Source organism: Rhizobium sophoriradicis (genome assembly GCF_025200795.1).
GTDB classification, from domain to species: domain Bacteria; phylum Pseudomonadota; class Alphaproteobacteria; order Rhizobiales; family Rhizobiaceae; genus Rhizobium; species Rhizobium sophoriradicis.
In genome coordinates this window covers 14,372-38,692 of sequence record NZ_CP104152.1, presented here as the reverse complement: position 1 = coordinate 38,692, position 24,321 = coordinate 14,372, and the positions used below count along the sequence as shown (strand labels likewise).

Sequence of the window (24,321 nt, the reverse complement as noted above, 5' to 3'; positions counted from 1 at the left end):
TTTCCTGTCGTACAGAAGTGTTTTATGGCGTCGATAAGCCGGCAACCGGAGAATCGCCATGTCCTCCATCGACATCCTCAATCGTGACGTCACCGCGGAGGCTGCACGGCCGTCGACGGCTGCTGCCCAGAAGGACGGCGATATCCTTGGCCGCATAGGCAATCTGGAAACGCGCCTTGCCCGCACGACACGCGAGATCGACGCCGCCCAGGCGGTGCGCTACCGTGTCTTCGTCGACGAAATGAAAGCGCAGCTGCCGCTGGACGCCATGCGCCGCCAGCGTGATGTCGACGCCTATGATGCTGTCTGTGATCATCTTCTTGTTCTCGACCGTGCGATAGAGGGCGACTCTGAAGACCAGATCGTCGGTACCTATCGGCTGCTGCGCCAGGATGTCGCCATGGCCAATGGCGGTTTTTACTCGGCTTCCGAATTTGAGATCGAGGGGCTTCTCGCCAAGCATCCGGACAAGCGCTTCATGGAGCTCGGCCGTTCCTGCGTGCTGCCGGAATACCGCACCAAGCGCACCGTCGAGCTACTGTGGCAGGGCAACTGGGCCTATGCGCTGAAGCATGGCATGAGCGCCATGTTCGGCTGCGCCTCATTCCCCGGCGTCTATCTCGAAAGCCACGCGCTGGCGCTGTCCTTCCTCTATCACACTGTGCTGGCGAAGGACGAATGGGCCGTCGGCGCATTGCCGCATCTCGCCCGCAACATGGACCTGATGCCGGTCGAGGCGGTCAATCCGAAACGGGCGCTGATGGCCCTGCCGCCGCTCATCAAGGGGTATCTGCGCCTCGGCGCGATGGTCGGCTCCAGCGCCGTCGTCGATCATGCCTTCAACACGACAGACGTGCTGATCGTGCTGCCGATCTCCAGCATTTCCGACCGCTACCTGAACTATTACGGCGCCGACGCCGGCCGCTTCGCAAGCTAAATATTTCCTGATCGGCTTGCAGCATGCTGCCCTGGCGCAAACCCGCCAGGCTCTCCGATCGGCGCCCTCATAGATCGGATCGCCTTCTCGTATCCGACGGGTTCTCTCCATAGGCCGCCCGATAGATCGCCGCAAAACGGCCAAAGTGGAAGAATCCCCACTTCAAACAGATGTCCCGCAATGGCTGCCGGTTTGAAGGATCGCGCAGATCCTCCCGGACCGCCTGCAAACGGATCGTCCGGAGGTATGCGGACGGTGTGGTTGCCTTGAAAGCCCGAAAACCGACTTCGAGAGCGCGAGTGGAAATGCCCGCCGCCTCCGCAACATTCTGCATCGTCAACGGCTGCGCGATGTTCGCATGCATGAATTCCATTGCGCGGCGGACATGCCGCGGTGCGATCAGATGGATTTTCTTGTCCAGAAGATGCGAGAGCCGATGAGGAACCAAGCGCACGACCAGATCGGCAAATGCCTGGGTCAGGTTCGACATGGCAATTGGCGAGTGAAGGAGCGGGCCGTCGTTGCGCATGCCGATGATCATCGTCTGGGCGAGACTGCCGATCAACTGCCCCGCCGCGGTGGAGCGATCAACGACCGGCGACAAATCCAATGACCCGATCAGCGGGGTCTCCAATACGGCGGCGACGGTCTGAGCTAAGATCGGCCAACTCAGACTGAGTGTGTCTGACCGGTGAGGCGCTGCCCTCACGGAAACCCGTTCCGGCTCAAGATTGTTCATCAACAACACCCGCTCGGGTGTCGCTTCGGCCACAGTCCGACCAAAGGCTACGTCGAGACCACCCGTTCGCGGAACGACGATTGCCAGCGTTTCCGGCGTTCCATCTGCCGTTCTTGCACCCCAGCCGCCGGAATCCTGGTTGCTGACCAGCGACACCCGCTCATCACCCCAAAACCCCACCCTCCAGTCGAGCGCTTTCTCGCGACCATTTCGCCACGCGTCGAACGAACCGAACCCCTTGGTCAGAGCCTCGACCATATCGTCGAACGTGGTCCCCTGAAATAGGGCGGTGAAATTCGGGGAAGCGTTTTCCGGCATGGGAATCCAAACGGCTGATGAAATATCGAATTTATGCCGCGCGCGCTGTTTCAAAAGTATGACTTATCGGATGAACCCTTTCAACCATATCCTCGGCGAGCAAGCCACAAAAAGGCGCGCCCGGCCGACGTGCTGCCGGCCGGGCGCTAAATGCCGCCTAATGGGAGGCTGAGGCGAGTTTACGAACCCGCCCCGTAGGCAGCGATCGCCGCCATGTTGACGATGTCGCTGTCCTTGGCGCCCATCGAGGTGATCTGCACGGCCTTGTCGAGGCCGACGAGGATCGGGCCGATGACCGTCGAGCCGCCGAGTTCCTGCAGCATCTTGGTCGAGATCGAGGCCGAGTGGAAGGCCGGCATGACCAGCACGTTGGCCGGACCGGAGAGCCGGCAGAAGGGATATTGCTCCATCACCTTTCGGTTCAGCGCGACATCGGCGGCCATCTCGCCGTCGAATTCGAAATCGACGCGGCGCTTGTCGAGGATCTTCACCGCCTCGCGCACCCGCTCGGAGCGTTCGCCGGAGGGATGGCCGAAGGTGGAATAGGCGAGCATGGCGACACGCGGCGGATAACCCATGCGCCGCGCCAGACCGGCGGCCTCTTCGGCGATATCGGCAAGTTGCTCGGCCGTCGGCATGTCGTGCACCGCCGTATCGGCAACAAAGACGGTGCGGCCGCGGCAGAGCGCCAGCGACACGCCGATGACGCGGTGGCCGGGCTTCTCGTCGATGCAGCGGCGCACATCCTCGAGCGCGGTCGAATAGTTGCGGGTGATGCCTGTCACCATGCCGTCGGCGTCGCCGAGCGCCACCATGGTGGCGGCGAAATGGTTGCGGTCGTTGTGGATCAGGCGCTGGGCATCGCGGTGGAGATAACCGTGCCGCTGCAGCCTGGCATAGAGGTAGTCGATATAGGCGTCGACGCGGGTGGAGATACGGGCATTGACGATCTCCAGGCCGGGGCGGTTGAGATCGATGCCGGCGCGCTCCGCCGTCGCCCGGATCAGGTCCTCGCGGCCGAGCAGGAGCGCGGTGCCGAGCTGCTGGTTGGCATAGGACAGTGCTGCGCGCAGGACCTGCTCTTCCTCGGCTTCGGCAAAGACGATTCGCTTCGGCCGGCGGCGGACACGCTCGTAGAGGCTGGCGAGCGTCGAAGCGATCGGATCGCGGCGTGCCGAGAGCTCGCGGGCATAACCGGCCATATCGGTGATGACCTTGCGGGCGACGCCGGTCTCGATCGCGGCCTCAGCGACCGCGACGGGGATTGCCGAGATCAGCCGCGGATCAAACGGAACCGGGATGATATATTGCGCGCCGAAACGCGGCCGGTTGCCCTGGTAGGCGGCGACCACATCATCGGGCACGTCCTCGCGGGCAAGATTTGCCAGCGCCTTGACGGCGGCGATCTTCATCGCGTCGTTGATCGTCGAGGCACGGACGTCGAGCGCGCCGCGGAAGATATAGGGGAAGCCGAGGACGTTGTTGACCTGGTTCGGATAGTCCGAGCGGCCGGTCGCCATGATGGCGTCGTCGCGGATGCGGGCCACCTCTTCCGGGGTGATTTCGGGATCGGGATTGGCCATGGCGAAGATGATCGGCCGATCGGCCATCGAGCGGATCATGTCGGCCGAGAAGGCGCCCTTCTGCGACAGGCCGAAGATGACGTCCGCTCCCTTCATCGCCTCTTCCAGCGTGCGCGCGTCGGTCTTTGCCGCATGCGCCGATTTCCACTGGTTCATGCCCTCGGTGCGGCCCTGGTAGATGACGCCCTTGGTGTCGCAGAGGATAATATTGTCAGGCGCAAAACCCATCGCCTTGATGAGTTCGACGCAGGCAATCGCCGCCGCTCCCGCACCATTGCAGACGAGCTTCGTCGTCTTCAGGTCGCGGCCGGTCAGCTCCAGCGCGTTGATGAGGCCGGCGGCGGCGATGATCGCCGTTCCGTGCTGGTCGTCGTGGAAGACCGGGATGTCCATCAGCTCGCGCAGCCGGCTTTCGATGACGAAGCAATCCGGCGCCTTGATATCCTCGAGGTTGATACCGCCGAAGGAGGGGCCGAGGAAGCGCACGCAGTTGATGAACTCGTCGACATTTTCCGTATCGATCTCGAGGTCGATGGAATCGACATCGGCGAAGCGTTTGAAGAGGACCGCCTTGCCTTCCATCACGGGCTTCGAGGCAAGCGCGCCGAGATTGCCGAGGCCGAGGATCGCCGTGCCGTTGGAAATGACCGCGACCATGTTGCCGCGCGCAGTGTAGTCGTAGGCCGTCTGCGGATCAGCGGCGATTGCCTTGACGGGCACGGCGACACCCGGGGAATAGGCCAGCGACAGATCGCGCTGCGTTGCCATCGGCTTGGTCGGGTTGATCTCCAGCTTGCCGGGCCGGCCCATCGCATGAAAGTCAAGCGCCTCCTGGTCGGTTACTGATGTCGCCGGCCGGTCCTTCTTATCGATATCGGGCATAAATCCTCCAACGTCCTGTGGGCGACGCTTTGCTCTTCCTCAAATGCTGTTGTCATCTATAGCGGCGCGCGGATAGGGTTGGCACCTGTTTTTTTGGGAAAAACTGCACCTCCGTGAACGCACGAATAGACACTGGAAATGAAGCCTTTTCGGCTGCCGAGCTTGCCACGGCGGAAAGCCGTGCGTCGGCGACGCCGATGATGGAGCAATATATCGAGATCAAGGCGAACAATCCGGGTTCGCTGCTCTTCTATCGCATGGGCGACTTCTACGAGCTGTTCTTCGAGGATGCGCTGGAGGCTTCGCGCGCGCTCGGCATCACGCTGACGAAGCGCGGCCAGCATATGGGCCAGGATATACCGATGTGCGGCGTGCCGGTGCATGCCGCTGACGATTATCTGCAGAAGCTGATTTCCCTCGGTTTCCGCGTCGCCGTCTGTGAGCAGGTCGAGGATCCGGCCGAAGCAAAGAAACGCGGCGGCAAATCCGTCGTCAAGCGCGATGTCGTTCGCTTGGTCACGCCGGGCACGATCACTGAGGAAAAGCTGCTATCGCCCTCGGAATCCAACTATCTGATGTCGCTCGCCCGCATTCGCGGTGGGGCCGAACCGGCGCTGGCGCTTGCCTGGATCGATATTTCCACCGGCGTCTTCCGGCTGGCGGAGACGGAAAGTTCGCGCCTGCTCGCCGACATCCTGCGCATCGATCCGCGCGAGCTCATCCTGCCCGATACGATCTTCCACGATGCCGAACTGAAACCCGTCTTTGACGTGCTCGGCCGAACGGCGGTGCCGCAGCCGGCGGTTCTGTTCGACAGTGCCAGCGCCGAAGGCCGGATCGCCCGCTATTTCGGGGTTTCGACGCTGGACGGCTTCGGCAGCTTCTCGCGCGCCGAGCTTGCGGCGGCCGCAGCCGCCGTCGCCTATGTCGAGAAGACGCAGATCGCCGAGCGTCCGCCGCTTGGGCAGCCCGAGCGGGAAAGTGCCGCCTCGACGCTTTTCATCGACCCGGCCACCCGCGCCAATCTCGAGCTTGCCCGCACCCTGTCGGGCGATCGCAACGGTTCGCTGCTGAAGGCGATCGACCGCACCATCACCGGCGGCGGCGCCAGGCTTCTGGCCGAACGGCTGATGTCGCCGCTCACCGATCCCGCCCGCATCAATGCCAGGCTCGATTCGATCGGCTTTTTGCTCGACGAACCGTCGCTCTGCGGCAGGCTGCGCGATACGCTGAAACATGTGCCCGACATGCCGCGAGCGCTCTCCCGGCTGGCGCTCGACCGCGGCGGTCCGCGCGATCTCGCGGCCATCCGCCAGGGCCTGCAGGCCGCAAGCGGCCTCGCGGATCTGCTCGCCAACGCCATGCTGCCGGAAGAACTCGGCGAGGCATTGTCCGGGCTGCAAGCGCTTCCCGCGAGCCTGGAAACGCTGCTTGCCGAGACGCTCGCCGATGAACTGCCGCTGCTGAAGCGCGACGGCGGTTTCCTGCGCGACGGCGCCAGCGGCGAACTCGACGAGGTCCGGGCGCTGCGCGACCAGTCGCGCCGCGTCATCGCCGGGCTGCAGCTGCAATATGCCGAGGAAACCGGCATCCGGTCGCTGAAGATCAAGCACAATAATATTCTCGGCTATTTCATCGAGGTCACCGCTGGCAATGCCGCCCCGATGACCGATACGGCGGAAGCCAAGGCCCGCTTCATCCACCGCCAGACGATGGCGAGCGCGATGCGCTTCACCACGACCGAACTTGCCGATCTCGAAAGCCGCATCGCCAATGCTGCCGACCGGGCGCTTTCGATCGAACTCGAAGCCTTCGACAAGATGACGGCCGCCGTCGTGGCTGAAGCCGAGGCGGTCAAGTCGGGCGCCCGCGCACTTGCCGTGATCGACGTCGCCGCCGGCTTGGCGCTGCTCGCCGAAGAGCAGGCCTATTGCCGGCCGCAGGTCGACGGCTCGAAGATGTTTGCCATCGAAGGCGGCCGTCATCCTGTTGTCGAGCAGGCGCTGCGGCGGCAGGCGGGCGGCCCGTTCGTCGCCAACCATTGCGATCTTTCGCCGAAGGATGGCGCCAAGGATGGCGCCATCTGGCTGCTGACCGGCCCGAATATGGGCGGTAAATCGACCTTTCTGCGCCAGAACGCGCTGATCGCGATCCTGGCGCAGATGGGCTCTTTCGTGCCGGCGACATCGGCCCATATCGGCATCGTCGACCGGCTGTTCTCGCGCGTCGGCGCCTCCGACGACCTGGCGCGCGGGCGCTCGACCTTCATGGTCGAGATGGTCGAGACGGCTGCGATCCTCAATCAGGCGAGCGACCGCTCGCTCGTCATCCTCGACGAGATCGGCCGCGGCACCGCGACATTCGACGGCTTGTCGATCGCCTGGGCGGCCGTCGAGCACCTGCACGAGGCCAATCGCTGCCGCGGCCTGTTCGCCACGCATTTCCACGAGCTGACCGTGCTGTCGGAGAAGCTTGGCCGGCTATCGAACGCCACGATGCGCGTCAAGGAATGGGACGGCGACGTCATCTTCCTGCATGAGGTCGGGCCGGGTGCGGCCGACCGCTCCTACGGCATTCAGGTCGCCCGCCTCGCGGGACTTCCGGCCTCGGTCGTGGCGCGGGCCCGCGACGTGCTCACCCGCCTCGAGGATGCCGACCGCAAGAACCCGGCGAGCCAGTTGATCGACGACCTGCCGCTCTTCCAGGTGGCCGTGCGCCGCGAGGACGCGGCCCGCGGTCCGTCCAAGGTCGAGGAGGCGTTGAAGGCGATGAGCCTCGACGACATGACGCCGCGCGAGGCGATGGATGCGCTTTACGATCTCAAGAAGAAGCTGAAATAGGAGCGCGGCCGATGTTCATGGAAAAGCTGGTTCGCGAAACCGAGCGCCTCTCGCTGATCTGCTCCATGCTCGACACGATGCGGCGCGCCGACCGGGACCGCAATGCGCGCGGCTGGACCTCCCCGATTGGCCTGCTGAAAATCACCCGCAGTTGCGCTATGATCTCGGAGCTCGCAACCGCGATCGCCAAGGCGGGTTATCGCGAATGCGACAGGCAGACGCTCGAGGAGATCCTGAGCGAGACACGCCAAGTGCTCTATGCGCTGAGAGCGCAGGCGGCCGACTGAGGCTTTTGCCGAAAGCCACTGCTTGCGTCAAAGCGTCCCGACCCTGCCGCAGGGCCAACACCATTTCGCCAAATTTAAAGGGTCTTGCAGTATGAGGACCTGTGTCAATCGCCTGATAAAGAGGCTATAGCGCATGCAGACGAAACCAGCGGCAGGCCGCGAACCGGCAGCCCGGCATGAACAGGACGCCACTCCGGCGAAAGCAATGCGCGACCTCGATTTCTCCACGATCCTTGACACCGAGCTGCTGCGGAAGCAGTGCGACGCCGTTGCCGAAGCCAACCGCAATCGGCCCGATGTCATGCGCACCGATCTCCTCGCCGTGCTGAAAAAGGCGAGCACCGAAGGCCGGCAGAAGGCGCGCGCGGCCCTTGCCGCCGACGGCAGCGGCTTGAATTGCGCCTACCGGATTTCCTGGCTGCAGGACCAGATCATCACCGTCCTCTACAATTTCGCCACCGCCCATGTCTTTCCGCAGCAGAAGGACAAGTTCGCCGTCACCGCCGTCGGCGGCTATGGCCGCGATACGCTGGCGCCCGGCTCCGATATCGACCTGCTCTTCCTTTTCCTGCCGCGGCCGGCGGAAGAGACGCACAAGGCGGTCGAATTCATGCTCTACGTGCTCTGGGACATGGGCTTCAAGGTCGGCCACGCCACCCGCACGGTGGAGGAATGCATCGCGCTTTCCAAATCCGACATGACGATCCGCACCGCCATTCTGGAGATGCGCTTTATCTGCGGGCTGCAGCAGCTGGAAACCGAGCTCGAGACCCGCTTCGACAAGGAAATCGTCACCGGCACCGGCCCTGAGTTCATCGCCGCCAAGCTTGCCGAGCGCGACGAACGACACCGCAAGGCCGGCGACACGCGTTATCTCGTCGAACCGAACGTCAAGGAAGGCAAAGGCGGGCTTCGCGACCTGCACACGCTGTTCTGGATCTCGAAATATTATTATCTCGTGCGCGACCAGGCGGAGCTGGTCAAGCTCGGCGTCCTGTCAAAACACGAATACCGCCTGCTCGAGAAGGCCGATGATTTCCTCTGGGCGGTGCGCTGCCATATGCACTTCCTGACCGGCAAGGCCGAGGAGCGGCTGTCCTTCGACATCCAGCGCGAGATTGCCGAAGCCTTCGGCTATCACACCCGCCCCGGCCTTTCGGCCGTCGAGCGCTTCATGAAACATTATTTCCTCGTTGCAAAGGATGTCGGCGATTTGACCCGCATCCTATGCGCCGCACTCGAAGACCAGCAGGCGAAGTCGATCCCCGGCCTCACCGGCGTCATCAGCCGTTTCACCCATCGCACCCGCAAGATCGCCGGCAGCGTCGAATTCGTCGAAGACCGCGGCCGCATCGCACTCGCCGACGCGGAGGTGTTCAAGCGCGATCCGGTCAGCATCCTGCGGCTCTTCCATGTCGCCGACATCAACGGCCTGGAATTTCATCCCGATGCGCTGAAACGCGTCACCCGTTCGCTTGCCCTGATCGACAACAGCTTACGGGAAAACGACGAGGCGAACCGCCTGTTCATGTCGATCCTGACATCGAAACACGACCCGGCGCTGATCCTCCGGCGGATGAACGAGGCCGGCGTACTCGGCCGTTTCATTCCCGATTTCGGCAAAATCGTCGCGATGATGCAGTTCAACATGTATCACCACTATACGGTCGACGAACATCTGATCCGCACCGTCGACGTTCTCTCCGAGATCGACAAGTCGCGTTCGGAGGATCTGCACCCGCTCGCCAACAAGCTGATTTCGAATATCGAGGACCGCGAGGCGCTCTACCTGGCCGTTCTTCTCCACGATATCGCCAAGGGCCGGCTGGAGGATCATTCGATCGCCGGCGCCCGCGTCGCCCGCAAGCTCTGCGCCCGCTTCGGCCTGTCGCAGAAGCAGACGGAAATCGTCGTCTGGCTGATCGAGGAACATCTGACCATGTCGATGGTGGCGCAGACCCGCGACCTCACCGACCGCAAGACCATCACGGATTTCGCCGATCGCGTGCAGTCGCTCGACCGGCTGAAGATGCTGCTGATCCTGACGGTCTGCGATATTCGCGCCGTCGGCCCCGGCGTCTGGAACGGCTGGAAGGGCCAGCTTCTGCGTACGCTCTATTATGAAACCGAGCTGCTCTTGGCCGGCGGCTTCTCGGAGGTCTCCCGCAAGGAGCGGGCGAATGCCGCCGCCGAGGCGCTGCGCGGTGCGCTCTCCGACTGGAGCCAGAAGGATCGCAACGCCTATACCAAGCTGCATTACCAGCCCTATCTGCTTTCGGTACCGTTGGAAGACCAGCTCCGCCACGCCCAGTTCATCCGCCAGGCCGACAAGGCGGGCCAGGCGCTCGCCACCATGGTGCGCACCGACAGTTTCCACGCCATCACCGAGATCACCGTGCTGTCGCCCGACCATCCGCGCCTGCTCGCCGTCATTGCCGGGGCGTGTGCGGCGGCCGGTGCCAACATCGTCGACGCGCAGATCTTCACGACCTCGGACGGACGGGCGCTCGACACGATCCATGTCAGCCGTGAATTTGCCGACGATGCCGACGAGCTGCGCCGTGCCGGCACGATCGGACGGATGATCGAGGACGTGCTGTCGGGGCGCAAGCGCCTGCCCGAGGTCATCGCCACGCGGGCGCGCAACCGCAAGAAGAACAAGGCCTTCGTCATTCCGCCGTCGGTCAACATCACCAACAGCCTGTCGAACAAGTTCACCGTCATCGAGGTCGAATGCCTCGACCGGCCGGGCCTGTTGTCGGAGATCACCGCCGTGCTCTCCGATCTGTCGCTCGACATCCAGTCGGCCCGCATCACCACCTTCGGCGAGAAGGTGATCGACACCTTCTACGTCACCGATCTTGTGGGACAGAAAATCTCGGGCGACAGCAAGCGCGCCAACATCACCGCCCGGATGAAGGCCGTGATGGCCGAGGAGGAGGACGAACTGCGCGAGCGCATGCCTTCCGGCATCATCGCGCCCGCCGCCACCGCCCGGACTTCGACCACAGCCGAAAAGAAAGCCGATTCCCCAGCATGAGTCTCGTCAAGAAATTCGCGACCGTCGGCGGCGCCACGCTCGGCAGCCGCATCTTCGGCTTCGCCCGCGAAACCCTGATGGCGGCGGCGCTCGGCACCGGACCGATGGCCGACGTCTTCTACGCCGCCTTCCGCTTCCCGAACCTTTTCCGCCGGCTGTTTGCCGAGGGCGCCTTCAACGCCGCCTTCGTGCCGCTCTTTGCCAAGGAGATCGAGGCGAACGGCACGGACGGCGCCAAGCGCTTTTCGGAGGAAGTCTTCGGCGTCCTGTTTTCGGTGCTGCTCCTCATCACCATCGTGATGGAGCTCTGCATGCCGCTGCTCGTGCGCTTCGTCATCGCGCCGGGCTTTGCCGACGATCCAGAGAAGTTCTCGATCACGATCCGCATGGCGGCCGTGATGTTTCCCTATCTCATGTGCATGTCGCTGACGGCGATGATGAGCGGCATGCTGAATTCGCTGCATCATTTCTTCGCCGCCGCCATCGCTCCCGTCTTCCTCAACGTGGTGATGATCGGGGCGCTGTTCTATGCGCTCTATACCGGCGCCGATCCGCTGGCGACCGCCTGGTATCTCTCCTGGGGCGTTCTTGCCGCCGGCGTGCTGCAGCTCGCCGTCGTCTATGTCGGCGTGCTTGCCGCCGGCATGAGTATCGGCTTCCGCTTCCCGAAAATGACCCCGAACGTCAAGCGGCTGCTGATCCTGGCCGTCCCGGCCGCGGTCACCGGGGGCATCACCCAGATCAACCAGCTGATAGGCCAGGCGATCGCCTCCTCGCGCGACGGCGCGATCGCGGCGCTGCAATATGCCGACCGCATCTACCAGCTGCCGCTCGGCGTCGTCGGCGTCGCCGTCGGCGTGGTGCTGCTGCCGGAGCTCGCCCGGGCGCTGAAGGGCGGGGCGCTGCGCGAGGCCGGCAACCTGCAGAATCGCTCGATCGAATTCGTGCTGTTCCTGACCATTCCCGCCGCCTTCGCGCTGTGGATCCTGTCCGACGAGATCATCCGCGTGCTCTATGAGCGCGGCGCCTTCCATCAGGAAAACACCGCCGTCGTCGGCTCGATCCTGGCGATCTACGGCATCGGCCTGCCGGCCTTCGTGCTGATCAAGGCGCTGCAGCCCGGGTTCTATGCCCGCGAGGACACCAAGACGCCGATGCGTTTCTCGGCGATCGCCGTTGCGACCAACTGCGCCACGGCGCTGACACTCTTCCCCTATATGGGCGCACCCGGCATCGCGGTCGCCGAAGCCACCGCCGGCTGGATCAGCACCGTGCTGCTGTTCACCACGCTGCTGCGCCGCGGCCACCTGACATGGGAATGGGCGCTGGCAAAACGCGCCGCCCTGTTGATCGTCGCTGCCGCCGTCATGGGCGCAGCGATCGTCTTCCTCAAGCAACATTTCGCGTCCTGGCTTGCATCAGGCGCGCCGCTTCTCACAAAGATCGGCACGCTGGGGCTGCTGATCGCGATTTCCATGCTGGTCTATTTCGCCATCGCCTTCCTGATCGGCGGGGCAAATCTCGGCATGATCCGGCGCAATCTGAACCGCAAGCCGGCGGCGGCGGAAGATGCATAAGCTCTAACAATCGACCCATCGCCTTTGCGGCCCGACGTCGACATGAATGATGCCGTTGCAATAGCTGCCGATGCCGCCGATGCCGGGTGCGCTTTTTGCGGCGGCGATGATGGTGCGCTCCGACAGGCCCGGCATCCTGAAATCGGCCGCAAGGCATTTGCCATGCAGGGAGCCATGACGGCGGGGATGCGGCCTGTGACCGGAGGTGATTACCGGTCGGCGGCCGGTTTTTGCAGCGATATGCGACAGGATCGCCCGAAGACGATTTGGAAAACACCCGGCACGGACACTGACGGTCTGGACCGTATAGGCGAGACGCGCCTCGTGTTTCGTCAGATGAATGGCCGGCCTTTTGTTGTCTTGACCGACGGCGCTGGTTGCTGATTGTAGGGCGAAAAGGCCTGCCATGGCGAGCGAAGCGAGGTTCTGCATGATCCCTCCGGGCGGTTGGAACGGCGGCCTTCCGCCGACACTGCGCGCGGTTGAGGATTTTCAGTTCAATGAAAGCTTTTCTGTGAAATTTTATACTCAATTATAACTAAACCATCTGATCAGTTCGGCTTAAAACCGGGGCAGCGCCTGCCTCAAAATGAAAAAAACATCCAAACGCAGGAGGTCGCATGACGATCCAGTCTCTTTTCCTGGTCACCCTCGTCGTCGACGATTACGACCGCGCCAAGGCCTTCTATTGCGGCGCCCTCGGCTTCGATTGCCTTGAGGACGAGAAGCAGCCGGCGGGGAAACGCTGGGTGGTGGTGAAGCCACGAGGCGGAGACGGCGCCGCCTTTCTGCTGGCGCAGGCAGCAAACGAAGTACAGCGGGCAGCAATCGGCAACCAGACGGGCGGCCGGGTCGGCTTCTTCCTGAAGACCGACGATTTCGCTCGCGATCATGCCGCGATGCTTGCAGCCGGCGTGCGCTTTCTGGAGGAGCCACGGCATGAGGTTTACGGCACGGTCGCGGTCTTTGCCGATCCTTACGGCAACAGCTTCGATCTGATCCAGCATGCCGCAGGCTGAACCCCTTGATTGCGACGGGTTGCCCGTGCATAAGCCGCGGCGTTAGCAACATAGGCGAAAAGCCCACTTTGCGCGTCTGAAAGACGCGCGCGCTGTAGGCCCTCCACCAGCCTTTTGAGGACGACATGAGCGAATTCAAGAAACTCGTATTCTCCGGCGTGCAGCCGACCGGCAATCTGCATCTCGGCAACTATCTCGGCGCGATCCGCCGCTTCGTGGCGCTGCAGGAAGGCAATGACTGCATCTATTGCGTCGTCGACATGCATGCGCTCACCGCTCAGCTCGTCCACGAGGACATGCCGAGCCAGACGCGCTCGATCGCCGCCGCCTTCATCGCCGCCGGCATCGATCCGGAAAAACATATCGTCTTCAATCAATCGGCCGTGCCGCAGCATGCCGAACTCGCCTGGATCTTCAACTGCGTCGCCCGCATCGGCTGGATGAACCGCATGACGCAGTTCAAGGACAAGGCCGGCAAGGACCGCGAGCAGGCCTCGCTCGGCCTTTACGCCTATCCGAGCCTGATGGCCGCCGACATCCTCGTCTATCGTGCCACCCATGTGCCGGTCGGTGAGGACCAGAAGCAGCATCTGGAACTCGCCCGCGATATCGCCATGAAGTTCAACCTCGATTATGCCGAGCATATCGGCAGGACCGGCTACGGCGTCGACATCACCGTCGGCGACGAGCCGGTGCATGCCTATTTCCCGATGGTGGAACCGCTGATCGGCGGGCCGGCGCCGCGCGTCATGTCGCTGCGCGACGGCACCAAGAAAATGTCGAAATCCGACCCTTCCGACCTGTCGCGCATTAATCTGATGGACGACGAAGATGCGATCTCGAAGAAGATCCGCAAGGCAAAGACCGATCCTGATGGTTTGCCGAGCGAGACCGACGGGCTGCAGGGCCGGCCGGAAGCCGACAATCTGGTGGCGATCTACGCCGCGCTCGCCGACAAGTCGAAGTCGCAAGTGCTTGCCGAATTCGGCGGCCAGCAGTTCTCCGTCTTCAAGCCGGCGCTGGTCGATCTGGCAATCAACGTGCTCGCGCCGATCACCGGCGAGATGCGCCGGCTTATGGACGACACCAGCCATATCGACGCCATCCTGCGCAAGGGCGGCGAGCGCGCAAGGGAGCGAGCCGAGGTGACGATGAAACAGGTACGCGACGTCATCGGCTTCCTATATTGAGGCCGATCTCCTCTTCTCCCTGCTGGGCGAAGAGGAGCAAAAACTGAGCTTGCAATTTTTTCGCTTCGGGTGTCAGAGTCCGTCCCATGGTATCGAAGCGACTCTCACGGCTCGAAGGTCATCGCCGCAAATTCATGGCGGTGATCGACGGTACACCCGAATGCCAGCGCGCCGTTCATTATGCCGGCCGGCGCGCGAAGAATTCCAATGGCGGGCTGGTGCTGCTCTACGTCATCCCCGATGGCGATTTCCAGCAATGGCTGGGCGTCGAGGCGATCATGCGGGCGGAAGCGCGTGAAGAGGCCGAGGCGGTGGTCGCCAAGATCGCCCAGATCGTGCGCGAGACGATCGGCATCGAGCCGGAGATCGTCATCCGCGAAGGCGGTGCGGCCGAACAGATCAACGCGGTGATTGAGGACGACCGCGATGTGGCGATCCTGGTCCTAGCCGCCGGTTCGGCGAAGGAAGGTCCGGGACCGCTGGTCTCATCGATCGCCGGCCGCGCGGCGGCGTTTCCGATCCCGGTCACGGTGCTGCCGGATACGCTGACCAATGAGGAAATCGACGCCCTCTGCTGAGAAATTCTTGAGTAAAAATCTCTTGAATGGAACCGGCAATCGGCTTATCTTCTTTTGAAGAGTTCTAAAGACGGCGAAGCCATGGGCAGCCGCATGGAGACCCAGATGTTCATTCAGACCGAAGCCACCCCCAATCCCGCCACGCAAAAGTTCTTGCCGGGCAAGGTGGTGATGGAAAACGGTACGGCCGAGTTCCGCAGCGCCGAAGAAGCTCAGGCCTCGCCGCTTGCCGCCCGGCTGTTCGAAATCCCTGGGGTGACCGGTGTCTATTTCGGCTATGATTTCATTTCCGTCTCCAAGGACGATGCCGAATGGCAGCATCTTAAGCCGGCTATATTAGGCTCGATCATGGAGCATTTCATGTCCGGCAAGCCGGTCATGGGCGACGCCTCCATCCTTTCCGAAGACGCCGATGCCGGCGACGAATTCTTCGACGAAGGCGATGAATCGATCGTGCTAACCATCAAGGAGCTGCTGGAGACCCGCGTGCGCCCGGCCGTTGCCCAGGACGGCGGCGACATCACCTTCCGCGGCTTCAAGGACGGCAAGGTCTATCTGAACATGAAGGGTTCCTGCTCCGGCTGCCCGTCTTCGACGGCGACGCTGAAGCACGGCGTCCAGAACCTGCTGCGCCATTTCGTCCCCGAAGTGCAGGAAGTGATTGCCGCTTAAAAACGTAGGTTCGTCCGGCCGTTCATCTCCCGTTCGGCCGGATGAAATTATGATCGAGCGACAATAGATTTTTCGGAAATTGATGGCATGATTGTTCTGGCGCTCGACACGGCAGGTGTAGACTGCGCTGCCGCTGTTTATGACAGCGGTAGGAATACGATGCTGGGGGAGGCATCGGACATGATCGGCAAGGGGCATGCTGAACATCTGATCGGTATCGTCGATCGCGCACTCGATCAGGCCGGGCTGGCACTGTCCGACATCGACCGGCTTGCAGTCACCGTCGGCCCCGGCTCGTTTACCGGCATCCGCGTCGGCGTTGCCGCAGCCCGGGGTTTTGCGCTTTCCCTCAATGTGCCTGCCGTCGGCGTCACCACGCTCGAGGTCATGGCATCAGCCCAGCGCGAGAAGACGCCCGGCCGCGCGGTGCTGGCGGCAATGGACGCCAAGCGCGACGAGATCTACCTCCAATCCTTTTCAGCCGACGGTTCGGCCCTCGATGCGCCGCGGGCGGCAAGCGTCGCCGAGGCCCAGGCTTTCGCCGCCGGCTTCGACGGCGAGATTACCGGTTCGGCGACGCCGCTCTTGAAGGCGGGCGCCGGCGGCGACCACGCCAACAGATTCCCGATTTCCATTGTGGCGCGCCTCGGTGCTGCCGCCTCCCCCGATGCCGGAAAGCCGAAGCCCCTTTATCTGCGTGGACCGGATGCCAAACCGCAGTCCGGATATGCGATCGCCCGACGAGTATGACGATGCTGGAAGCCTATCTGACGCTGAAGCCCGAATTCGAAATCATCGCCATGGAGCGCGAGGATTGCCGTGATGTTGCCGTGCTGCATGGCGAGCGGTTCGCGCGGCCTTGGGGCGACGGCGAGTTCCATAGCCTGCTGTCGCAGGAGACGGTGTTCGGCTTCGTCGCGCGCCAGACCAATGCCATCCTGAAAAAGCCGCTTCCCGGCTTCATCCTTGCCCGCCAGGTCGCCGGCGAAGCGGAAATCCTGACGATTGCCGTGCAGGCGAAGGCAGCCCGGGCCGGGCTCGGTTGGCGGCTGATGCAGGCCGCGATGCGGGAAGCGCGGGCGCGCGGCGGCGAGAGCATGTTTCTCGAGGTCGATAACGGTAATACGGCCGCCCTCGGCCTTTACCGCAAGCTCGGTTTCGAGAAGGTCGGCGAGCGCCAGGGCTATTACAAGCAGGAAAACGGCGCCCTTTCCACGGCGCTTGTCATGAAGCGCGTTCTTCGATAGTTCCCTGGCAGAGAAGACAGGCTGGCGCGACGACCGTGCGGGCGTTGTCGAAACGTGGATAGTTTTGAAGGCGGGCCATGCCTGATGTAGCCAAGACCCTTGAGGAGCTTTGCGCCGAACGCGGCATGCGCATGACCGAGCAGCGCCGCGTGATCGCACGTATCCTGGAAGATTCGGCAGACCATCCCGACGTCGAAGAGCTCTACCGCCGCTCGGTGAAAGTCGATGCGAAAATCTCGATCTCGACCGTCTATCGCACCGTCAAACTGTTCGAGGATGCCGGCATCATCGCCCGCCACGACTTCCGCGACGGGCGCTCGCGCTACGAAACAGTGCCGGAAGAGCATCACGACCACCTCATCGACCTGAAAACCGGTACGGTTATCGAATTTCGCTCGCCGGAGATCGAGGCGCTGCAGGAGCGCATCGCCCGCGAGCATGGCTTCAAGCTGGTCGACCACCGCCTGGAGCTCTACGGCATTCCGTTGAAGAAGGACGATCTCTGAAGCAATGGGTGCCCGGGAGCAGCACATTTGATCGCCTGGCTGCGCATTGCTCTGGCTGCGGTCGTTATCCTCGCCGTCAGCATCGTGCTCATACCGCTGCAACTGCTGGCGCTCAATTTCGACTGGCGGCTGCGCCGCCGGCTGCCGCGAGTCTGGCACCGCATCATCTGCTATTGTCTCGGCATTCGTGTGCGCGTCACCGGCAGGCTGGAAGATCGCCGGCCGCTGATGCTCTGTTCCAACCATTCGTCCTGGATGGATATCATGGTGATGTCGGCGGTTGCCGACGTCGCCTTCATCGCCAAGATCGAGGTGGCCGAGTGGCCCATCTTCGGCACGCTCGCCAAGCTGCAGAAAAGCGTCTTCGTCGTGCGCGAGGAGAGGCGCAAAACCGGCCATCAGGCCAATGAGATCGCCGGGCGCATGGCCGACGGCGAAATCATCGTGCTCTTCCCCGAGGGCACGACCTCTGACGGCAACCGGCTGCTGGAGGTGAAATCCTCGCTGTTCGGCGCCGCCGCGATGGCCGTGCCCGCCTCGCCGACCGGAACCGTCGTGGTTCAGCCGGTGGCCGTCGCCTATACAAGGGTGCACGGTATCGCCATGGGGCGCTATCACCGGCCGCTCGCCGCCTGGCCGGGGGATATCGAGCTTTTACCGCACCTCCTCGACATCGTGCGCTGCGGCGCCATCGACGCCGAGGTTTCCTTCGGCGAGGCGGTGGATTACCGCGCCGACAGCAATCGCAAGGAGGTCAGCGCGACCATTGCTTCGCGCATTCGCAACCTGCTCAACAGCCGCCTGCGCGGGAGGGAAATCTCCTAGCAAGCTGCGAAAACAAGATTTCGATTTTCTCGGGCGGCAAAACCCACTAAATAGCGCGGCATGACACAGGACAGCGCCCTTCTCCAGGCCCCGGAGCCGATGCTCCGCGACGGCTCCAACAGCCGCAAGGTCTTCATCAAGACCTATGGCTGCCAGATGAACGTCTATGATTCCATGCGCATGAGTGATGCGCTCGCCCGCGACGGTTACGAGCCGACGGAAGACATGGAACAGGCTGACCTCGTCCTTCTCAACACCTGCCATATAAGAGAGAAGGCGGCCGAGAAGGTCTATTCCGCGCTCGGTCGGCTGCGCGAGATGAAGAAAAAGAAGGCGGCAGACGGCCGGGAGATGATGATCGGCGTTGCCGGCTGCGTCGCCCAGGCCGAAGGCGAGGAGATCCTGCGCCGGGCGCCGGCCGTCGACGTCGTCATTGGTCCGCAGACCTATCACCGCCTGCCGGAAGCTTTGCGTCGGGCCAAACAGGGCCAGCGCGTTGTCGACACCGAATATGCGATCGAGGACAAGTTTGAGCATCTGCCCATCGCCGAAAGCCGGAAGATCCGCGCCCGCGGCGTCACCGCCTTCCTGACGGTGCAGGAGGGCTGCGACAAGTTCTGCACCTTCTGCGTCGTGCCCTACACGCGCGGCTCGGAAGTGTCGCGGCCGGTCACTCAGATCGTCGAGGAAGCCGAAAAGCTCGTCGAAGCCGGCGTGCGCGAAATCACCCTGCTCGGGCAGAACGTCAATTCCTGGCACGGCGCCGGGCCGCAGGGGGAGGCATGGAGCCTCGGCGACCTACTCTACCGCCTCGCCGAAATCCCCGGCCTCGCCCGCCTGCGTTATACAACCAGCCATCCGCGCGACATGGACGACCGGCTGATCGAGGCGCATCGCGACCTCAGAGCATTGATGCCCTATCTGCATCTGCCGGTGCAATCGGGTTCCGATCGCATCCTGAAAGCGATGAACCGGCGCCACACGGCGGCCGAATATCTCTCGCTGATCGAACGCATCCGCACGGTGCGACCCGACATTGCCCTATCCGGCGATTTCATTACCGGCTTTCCGGGGGAGACAGACGAAGATTTTGAGGATACATTAGAACTTGTGAAGACGGTGCGCTATGCGCAGGCCTTCTCGTTCAAATACTCGACACGGCCGGGCACGCCCGGCGCGGAACTGAAGGACCAGGTGCCGGAAGAAATCAAGGCAGAACGGCTGGAACGCCTGCAAGCGCTTCTCCTGAAGCAGCAGCAGGAATTTGCCGAATTCTGCATCGGCAAAGAGATCGATCTGCTGCTCGAAAAGCCCGGTCGCATGCCCGGCCAGCTGATCGGACGTTCTCCCTGGCTTCAGTCTGTGAATGTTGATGCAAAAGCATCGCAAATCGGTGACATTATCAAAGTGCGAATCACCGGAACCGGAACGAACAGCCTGTTTGCCGAACGCGCAGAGGCTGCGGTCTAACCCAAGGAGCCCGACCGCTTGAACGGACAAGAATTGGTTTCTTCTTCACCGCGCCACCCCCGCACGCCGAGCGACACCAATCACTTCGTCCTGACGTTCGAGAACAATCGGTTCGCAAGCGAGCTCTTCGGTCAATTCGACCAGAACCTCAAGCTGCTCGAGGAGCGGCTCAACATCGATGCGCGGGCGCGCGGCAATTCCGTCGTCATATCGGGCGATGTCGTGACCACAAACCAGGCACGGCGCACGCTCGATTATCTCTATGAAAAGCTTCAGAAAGGCGGCAGCGTGGAACGATCCGACGTCGAGGGCGCAATCCGCATGGCGGTCGCCGCCGACGACCAGCTCAGCCTGCCGACGATGGAGCGCAAGGCCAAGCTGACGATGGCGCAGGTTTCCACCCGCAAGAAGACGATCATCGCCCGCACGCCGACCCAGGACGCCTATATCAGGGCGCTGGAACGCTCCGAACTGGTCTTCGGCGTCGGACCGGCCGGCACCGGCAAGACCTATCTCGCCGTCGCCCATGCCGCCCAGCTGCTGGAACGCGGCGCCGTCGAAAAGATCATCCTGTCGCGTCCGGCCGTCGAGGCCGGCGAGCGCCTCGGCTTCCTGCCGGGCGACATGAAGGAAAAGGTCGATCCCTATCTTCGCCCGCTCTATGACGCGCTCTACGACATGATCCCGGCCGACAAGGTCGACCGGGCGATCACCGCCGGCGTCATCGAAATCGCGCCGCTCGCCTTCATGCGCGGCCGCACGCTCGCCAATGCCGCGATCATCCTCGACGAAGCGCAGAACACCACATCGATGCAGATGAAGATGTTCCTGACGCGCCTCGGCGAGAATGCCCGGATGATCGTCACCGGCGACCCGAGCCAGATCGACCTGCCGCGCGGCGTCAAATCCGGCCTCGTCGAGGCCCTGCAACTGCTGAACGGCGTCGAGGGCATCTCGATCGTGCGCTTCAAGGATACCGACGTCGTGCGTCATCCGCTGGTCGGGCGCATCGTCAGAGCCTATGATTCCACCTATGCCGTCGAAGCCGAAGACGTCAGCCGGCCCGACTGATGGCCGAGCTCGACATCCAGATCAGCATCGAGAACATCGGCTGGCCCGAGGAGGAGACGCTGCTGGCTTTTTGCGGCCACGTGCTCGGGGCAGCGGCGATCTATCTCCGCGACAGCGAAAAGCAGCCCTTTCCGACGATGCCGCCCGAGGTGTCGCTGGTCTTTACCGACGACGCCTCGATCCAGGACATCAACGCCGAATGGCGCGGCAAGGACAAGGCGACCAACGTGCTGTCCTTTCCGGCCTTTCCGGTCAAGCCGGGCAAAATGCCCGGCCCGATGCTCGGCGACATCATCCTTGCCCGGGAGACGGTGGAGCGGGAGGCCCATGAGCTCGAAAAAAGTTTCGACGACCACCTGACCCATCTTCTGGTGCACGGTTTCTTGCATCTTCTCGGCTACGACCATATGAATAGTACCGAAGCCGAAATTATGGAGGGGCTGGAGACTCGCATTTTGGCGCAGCTCGGCCTATCTGATCCTTACGAGGGTCAAGACCTTAAAATGGAACCATGAGCGACTTTACGACGAAGCCGGCGGCAGACGCCAAGGACTCTGAGCCATCCTCTTCTTCGGACGAGGCGGGCAGTAGCAGTCGGCCATCCGGCCGATCCCAATCCTTCTGGTCGCGCGCCGCGCGCATACTTCGCCCACAACAAGGGTCACGACTGCGCGAGGATCTCGCCGACGCGCTGATGACCGACGCGGCTGGCGACGACGCCTTTTCTCCCGACGAGCGGGCGATGCTGCACAATATCCTGCGCTTCCGCGAGGTGCGCGTTGCCGACGTGATGGTGCCGCGCGCCGACATCGAGGCGGTCGATCAGAACATCACCATCGGCGAGCTGATGATCCTGTTCGAGGAATCCGGCCGTTCGCGCATGCCCGTCTATGCCGATACACTCGACGATCCGCGCGGCATGGTGCATATCCGCGACCTGCTCTCCTATGTCGCCAAGCAGGCGCGCAACAAGCGCCGCGGCCCGACGAAACCTTCGTTCGCGGTGCCGGCGATCGAGGTTGCGCCTGAGAATATCCAGAAGCCGCCGCGTTCGGCCAAGTCGAATTTCGATCTTGCCCGCGTCGACCTGCAGAAGACGCTGGCCGAGGCCGGCATCATCCGCAAGATCCTGTTCGTACCGCCGTCGATGTTGGCCTCCGATCTCTTGCGCCGCATGCAGGTGAACCGCACGCAGATGGCCCTCGTCATCGACGAATATGGCGGCACCGACGGTCTCGCCTCGCATGAGGACATCGTCGAAATGGTGGTTGGCGACATCGACGACGAACATGATGACGAAGAGGTGATGTTCAAACGCGTCGCCGAAGACGTTTTCATCGCCGACGCCCGGGTCGAACTGGAAGAGATCGCCGAAGCGATCGGGCCGGATTTCGACATCAGCGAGCAGGTCGACGAGGTCGATACGCTGGGCGGGCTGATCTTCTCGGCACTCGGCCGCATTCCGGTGCGCGGCGAGGTCGTTCAGGCGCTGCCGAATTTCGAGTTTCACATCCTCGACGCCGATCCGCGCCGCATCAAACGGCTGCGCATCACCCGCAAGCGCCACGCGATCCGCCGCCGCGCCAAAGAGGCCGGCGACATCACGCCCGGCTCCGAGACCGGCGACGACCGGCCAGCCGAATCGACCGCCAACTAGTCCCTTGCTTGAACATGTCGTCAGGAACTGCCGCACAGTTCCTGACGACATGCATTAAAGCGTGTCGCGATCTTTCAGATTCGCTCCTTGCGCTTTAATTTGGCTCTTTGTTTTTGCGCATGTCGTTGCCGCAAAACCGCGGCACACTTTTGCGCGACATGCTCTAACAGGACAAAGCGCCGCTTTTTTGAAAGACTGCGGATCGGTTGATTCGCGGCTTGACGGGAGTGTGCATGGAGCGGCTTGCGGACAGGGTTATCCTCGTCTGGGGGTTCAAACGGTCGTTGCTGGCGATCGGCGCAGGCGCGTTCGCGGTGCTGGCGCTGCCGCCCTTCGGTTTTTTCGCGGCGATGTTCCTCTCCTTCACGCTGCTCGTCTGGCTGATCGACGGGGCAGCGGCTTCGCCTGAAAGCGGCCTGATCGGCAGGCTGTGGCCGGCCTTCGCGGTCGGCTGGCTGTTCGGCTTCGGCTATTTCGTCGCCGGCCTCTGGTGGCTCGGCCATGCGCTGCTGGTCGATTCGGAGGAGTTCGCCTGGGCGCTGCCGCTCGCCATCCTCGGTCTGCCGGCCTGTCTGGCGATCTTCTACGGGCTGGCTGTTGCGCTGGCCCGCATCTTCTGGTCCGACGGCATGGGGCGGATCGCCGCACTTGCGGCTGGCTTCGGGCTAATGGAATGGCTTCGCAGCGTCATCCTCACCGGTTTTCCCTGGAACGCCATCGGCTACGGCCTGATGCCGGTTCCGCTGATGATGCAGTCGGCGCACGTGATCGGGGCGATGGGGGTGACTGCCCTTGCCGTTTTCGTGTTTTCCGCGCCCGCCCTTGTCGGGACCCGGCAGGGCGCTCGCACCGGCATTGCGCTTGCCGTCCTGCTGTTTGCCGCCCATCTCGGCTACGGCGCCTACGCTCTCTATCTGGCGCCGCGGCCGGCGCCGTTGCCCGAGGACAAGCGGCCGGTGGTGCGGCTGGTGCAGCCTGATATCGACCAGGCGGCGAAGATGGACAACGACGCCGATCGCAATGCGATCTTCGAGACGGATCTGAAGCTTTCGGCCGAGGCGCCTAAAAATGGCGGGCGCAAGCCCAATATCATCGTCTGGCCGGAAACCTCGATCCCCTTCATCCTGACCGACAACCAGGATGCGCTGACGCGGATCGCCGATACGCTCGACGATGACCAGATCCTGATCGCCGGCGCAGTGCGCGCCGAGGAAATGGGGCCGGGCACGCCGGTGCGCTACTATAATTCCATCTATGTGATCGACGGCCGCGGTCAGATCATCGCCGCCTCCGACAAGGTGCATCTGGTGCCCTTCGGCGAATATCTGCCCTTCGAAGACCTGCTGACCGAATTCGGAATCCAGAACGTCGTGGAGATACCGGGCGGGTTTTCGGCTGCCGCAAGCCGGCACCTGCTGGCGCTGCCCGGCGGCCTCAATCTTTATCCGCTGATCTGCTACGAGATCATTTTTCCGGGTGAAATGACCGGCGACATAAAAGACGCCAACGCCCTCCTCAACCTCACCAATGATGCCTGGTTCGGCATGACCCCCGGCCCCTACCAACATTTCCTACAGGCGCGGGTGCGGGCGGTCGAGACCGGCCTGCCGCTGATTCGCGATGCCAATAGCGGTATTTCGGCGCTGGTGAACGCCCATGGAGAAATAATCGCCGGCTTCGATCTTGGAGAAACCGGCTTTATTGATGCAACTGTCGATAGCTTCGGTGAAGGGTTCGGAACCACATACCCCCACCAGACATACTTCTGGTTGACCGAGGCTCTGCTGATTTTGATTGCGCTGATTTCACGCGGAGGTTTTATTTTAGGGTTGAATTGACCAAAAACCCCTAAAATTGCATAGTGATGACAATCGGCGTTCTTA

Annotated in this window: 21 protein-coding genes; 18 read left to right on the top strand and 3 right to left on the bottom strand. The window is 62.8% G+C overall.

Features of this window, described 5'->3' with window-relative positions:
• The first annotated feature begins 58 nt into the window (after positions 1–58).
• Positions 59–937: a l-ornithine N(alpha)-acyltransferase gene (olsB, locus tag N2597_RS00180; protein ID WP_077991204.1), complete on the top strand. Its 879-nt coding sequence runs from the start codon at positions 59–61 to the stop codon at positions 935–937.
• A gap of 67 nt (positions 938–1,004) precedes the next feature.
• Here olsB and N2597_RS00175 read toward each other — a convergent pair whose 3' ends face one another.
• Positions 1,005–1,994 carry a helix-turn-helix transcriptional regulator gene (locus tag N2597_RS00175; RefSeq protein ID WP_106797033.1) on the bottom strand — a complete coding sequence of 330 codons (990 nt, stop codon included), beginning with the start codon at positions 1,992–1,994 and terminating at the stop codon, positions 1,005–1,007.
• 179 nt (positions 1,995–2,173) lie between these two features.
• On the bottom strand, positions 2,174–4,459 hold the full coding sequence (locus tag N2597_RS00170; RefSeq protein ID WP_183599658.1) for an NADP-dependent malic enzyme: 2,286 nt from the start codon (positions 4,457–4,459) through the stop codon (positions 2,174–2,176).
• A gap of 113 nt (positions 4,460–4,572) precedes the next feature.
• Between N2597_RS00170 and mutS the strand changes: the two genes are divergently transcribed.
• From mutS to murJ, 4 genes are all read left to right on the top strand, one after another.
• Positions 4,573–7,299 (top strand): DNA mismatch repair protein MutS, encoded by a 2,727-nt coding sequence (gene mutS / locus N2597_RS00165; RefSeq protein ID WP_183599656.1) that lies wholly within the window; start codon positions 4,573–4,575, stop codon positions 7,297–7,299.
• An 11-nt stretch (positions 7,300–7,310) separates the two neighbouring features.
• Positions 7,311–7,586 carry a hypothetical protein gene (locus N2597_RS00160; RefSeq protein ID WP_038686496.1) on the top strand — a complete coding sequence of 92 codons (276 nt, stop codon included), beginning with the start codon at positions 7,311–7,313 and terminating at the stop codon, positions 7,584–7,586.
• A 133-nt stretch (positions 7,587–7,719) separates the two neighbouring features.
• Positions 7,720–10,626 (top strand): [protein-PII] uridylyltransferase, encoded by a 2,907-nt coding sequence (locus N2597_RS00155; RefSeq protein ID WP_183599654.1) that lies wholly within the window; start codon positions 7,720–7,722, stop codon positions 10,624–10,626.
• Positions 10,623–12,203, top strand: a complete 1,581-nt coding sequence (murJ, locus tag N2597_RS00150; RefSeq protein ID WP_183599652.1) for a murein biosynthesis integral membrane protein MurJ — start codon at positions 10,623–10,625, stop codon at positions 12,201–12,203. The genes N2597_RS00155 and murJ overlap by 4 nt, the downstream gene beginning before the upstream one ends.
• Before the next feature lie 3 nt (positions 12,204–12,206).
• On the opposite strand, the gene N2597_RS00145 is transcribed toward murJ, so the two are convergent.
• The gene (locus N2597_RS00145) at positions 12,207–12,635 is read right to left on the bottom strand and encodes a YcbK family protein (RefSeq protein ID WP_009987329.1); all 429 of its coding nucleotides are present in this window, start codon (positions 12,633–12,635) and stop codon (positions 12,207–12,209) included.
• Between the two features lie 188 nt (positions 12,636–12,823).
• Between N2597_RS00145 and N2597_RS00140 the strand changes: the two genes are divergently transcribed.
• The 13 genes from N2597_RS00140 to lnt all read left to right on the top strand — a co-directional run bounded on the left by N2597_RS00140 (position 12,824) and on the right by lnt (position 24,276).
• Positions 12,824–13,222, top strand: a complete 399-nt coding sequence (locus N2597_RS00140) for a VOC family protein (protein ID WP_039617540.1) — start codon at positions 12,824–12,826, stop codon at positions 13,220–13,222.
• 125 nt (positions 13,223–13,347) lie between these two features.
• Positions 13,348–14,412 (top strand): tryptophan--tRNA ligase, encoded by a 1,065-nt coding sequence (gene trpS / locus N2597_RS00135; RefSeq protein WP_039617539.1) that lies wholly within the window; start codon positions 13,348–13,350, stop codon positions 14,410–14,412.
• Between the two features lie 86 nt (positions 14,413–14,498).
• On the top strand, positions 14,499–14,990 hold the full coding sequence (locus tag N2597_RS00130) for a universal stress protein (protein WP_003583845.1): 492 nt from the start codon (positions 14,499–14,501) through the stop codon (positions 14,988–14,990).
• A gap of 105 nt (positions 14,991–15,095) precedes the next feature.
• A complete protein-coding gene (locus tag N2597_RS00125; RefSeq protein WP_009993091.1) occupies positions 15,096–15,662 on the top strand; it encodes a NifU family protein in 567 nt (188 codons plus the stop codon).
• 87 nt (positions 15,663–15,749) lie between these two features.
• Complete coding sequence (tsaB, locus tag N2597_RS00120) at positions 15,750–16,412, top strand: tRNA (adenosine(37)-N6)-threonylcarbamoyltransferase complex dimerization subunit type 1 TsaB (protein ID WP_039617532.1); 663 nt, start codon at positions 15,750–15,752, stop codon at positions 16,410–16,412.
• Positions 16,409–16,909 (top strand): GNAT family N-acetyltransferase, encoded by a 501-nt coding sequence (locus N2597_RS00115; protein WP_010004257.1) that lies wholly within the window; start codon positions 16,409–16,411, stop codon positions 16,907–16,909. The genes tsaB and N2597_RS00115 overlap by 4 nt, the downstream gene beginning before the upstream one ends.
• Before the next feature lie 77 nt (positions 16,910–16,986).
• On the top strand, positions 16,987–17,415 hold the full coding sequence (locus N2597_RS00110) for a Fur family transcriptional regulator (protein ID WP_009983216.1): 429 nt from the start codon (positions 16,987–16,989) through the stop codon (positions 17,413–17,415).
• A 27-nt stretch (positions 17,416–17,442) separates the two neighbouring features.
• Positions 17,443–18,240: a lyso-ornithine lipid O-acyltransferase gene (gene olsA, locus N2597_RS00105; RefSeq protein WP_106797029.1), complete on the top strand. Its 798-nt coding sequence runs from the start codon at positions 17,443–17,445 to the stop codon at positions 18,238–18,240.
• Positions 18,241–18,300: 60 nt separating this feature from the next.
• The gene (gene miaB / locus N2597_RS00100; RefSeq protein WP_183599650.1) at positions 18,301–19,710 is read left to right on the top strand and encodes a tRNA (N6-isopentenyl adenosine(37)-C2)-methylthiotransferase MiaB; all 1,410 of its coding nucleotides are present in this window, start codon (positions 18,301–18,303) and stop codon (positions 19,708–19,710) included.
• 18 nt (positions 19,711–19,728) lie between these two features.
• Positions 19,729–20,781, top strand: coding sequence for a PhoH family protein (locus tag N2597_RS00095; protein WP_038686477.1), 1,053 nt, complete (start codon positions 19,729–19,731; stop codon positions 20,779–20,781).
• Positions 20,781–21,296 (top strand): rRNA maturation RNase YbeY, encoded by a 516-nt coding sequence (ybeY, locus tag N2597_RS00090; protein WP_086155872.1) that lies wholly within the window; start codon positions 20,781–20,783, stop codon positions 21,294–21,296. The genes N2597_RS00095 and ybeY overlap by 1 nt, the downstream gene beginning before the upstream one ends.
• A complete protein-coding gene (locus N2597_RS00085) occupies positions 21,293–22,438 on the top strand; it encodes a hemolysin family protein (protein ID WP_183599648.1) in 1,146 nt (381 codons plus the stop codon). The genes ybeY and N2597_RS00085 overlap by 4 nt, the downstream gene beginning before the upstream one ends.
• Before the next feature lie 233 nt (positions 22,439–22,671).
• Positions 22,672–24,276: an apolipoprotein N-acyltransferase gene (gene lnt, locus N2597_RS00080; RefSeq protein ID WP_183599646.1), complete on the top strand. Its 1,605-nt coding sequence runs from the start codon at positions 22,672–22,674 to the stop codon at positions 24,274–24,276.
• Positions 24,277–24,321 lie beyond the last annotated feature (45 nt).

What these genes read in the sequence shown, in the direction of transcription:
- olsB (WP_077991204.1), top strand. Translation starts at nt 59, where the DNA reads ATGTCCTCCATCGACATCCTCAATCGTGACGTCACCGCGGAGGCTGCA.
- N2597_RS00175 (WP_106797033.1), bottom strand. Translation starts at nt 1,994, where the DNA reads ATGCCGGAAAACGCTTCCCCGAATTTCACCGCCCTATTTCAGGGGACC.
- N2597_RS00170 (WP_183599658.1), bottom strand. Translation starts at nt 4,459, where the DNA reads ATGCCCGATATCGATAAGAAGGACCGGCCGGCGACATCAGTAACCGAC.
- N2597_RS00160 (WP_038686496.1), top strand. Translation starts at nt 7,311, where the DNA reads ATGTTCATGGAAAAGCTGGTTCGCGAAACCGAGCGCCTCTCGCTGATC.
- N2597_RS00155 (WP_183599654.1), top strand. Translation starts at nt 7,720, where the DNA reads ATGCAGACGAAACCAGCGGCAGGCCGCGAACCGGCAGCCCGGCATGAA.
- murJ (WP_183599652.1), top strand. Translation starts at nt 10,623, where the DNA reads ATGAGTCTCGTCAAGAAATTCGCGACCGTCGGCGGCGCCACGCTCGGC.
- N2597_RS00145 (WP_009987329.1), bottom strand. Translation starts at nt 12,635, where the DNA reads ATGCAGAACCTCGCTTCGCTCGCCATGGCAGGCCTTTTCGCCCTACAA.
- N2597_RS00140 (WP_039617540.1), top strand. Translation starts at nt 12,824, where the DNA reads ATGACGATCCAGTCTCTTTTCCTGGTCACCCTCGTCGTCGACGATTAC.
- trpS (WP_039617539.1), top strand. Translation starts at nt 13,348, where the DNA reads ATGAGCGAATTCAAGAAACTCGTATTCTCCGGCGTGCAGCCGACCGGC.
- N2597_RS00130 (WP_003583845.1), top strand. Translation starts at nt 14,499, where the DNA reads ATGGTATCGAAGCGACTCTCACGGCTCGAAGGTCATCGCCGCAAATTC.
- N2597_RS00125 (WP_009993091.1), top strand. Translation starts at nt 15,096, where the DNA reads ATGTTCATTCAGACCGAAGCCACCCCCAATCCCGCCACGCAAAAGTTC.
- tsaB (WP_039617532.1), top strand. Translation starts at nt 15,750, where the DNA reads ATGATTGTTCTGGCGCTCGACACGGCAGGTGTAGACTGCGCTGCCGCT.
- N2597_RS00115 (WP_010004257.1), top strand. Translation starts at nt 16,409, where the DNA reads ATGACGATGCTGGAAGCCTATCTGACGCTGAAGCCCGAATTCGAAATC.
- N2597_RS00110 (WP_009983216.1), top strand. Translation starts at nt 16,987, where the DNA reads ATGCCTGATGTAGCCAAGACCCTTGAGGAGCTTTGCGCCGAACGCGGC.
- miaB (WP_183599650.1), top strand. Translation starts at nt 18,301, where the DNA reads ATGACACAGGACAGCGCCCTTCTCCAGGCCCCGGAGCCGATGCTCCGC.
- ybeY (WP_086155872.1), top strand. Translation starts at nt 20,781, where the DNA reads ATGGCCGAGCTCGACATCCAGATCAGCATCGAGAACATCGGCTGGCCC.
- N2597_RS00085 (WP_183599648.1), top strand. Translation starts at nt 21,293, where the DNA reads ATGAGCGACTTTACGACGAAGCCGGCGGCAGACGCCAAGGACTCTGAG.
- lnt (WP_183599646.1), top strand. Translation starts at nt 22,672, where the DNA reads ATGGAGCGGCTTGCGGACAGGGTTATCCTCGTCTGGGGGTTCAAACGG.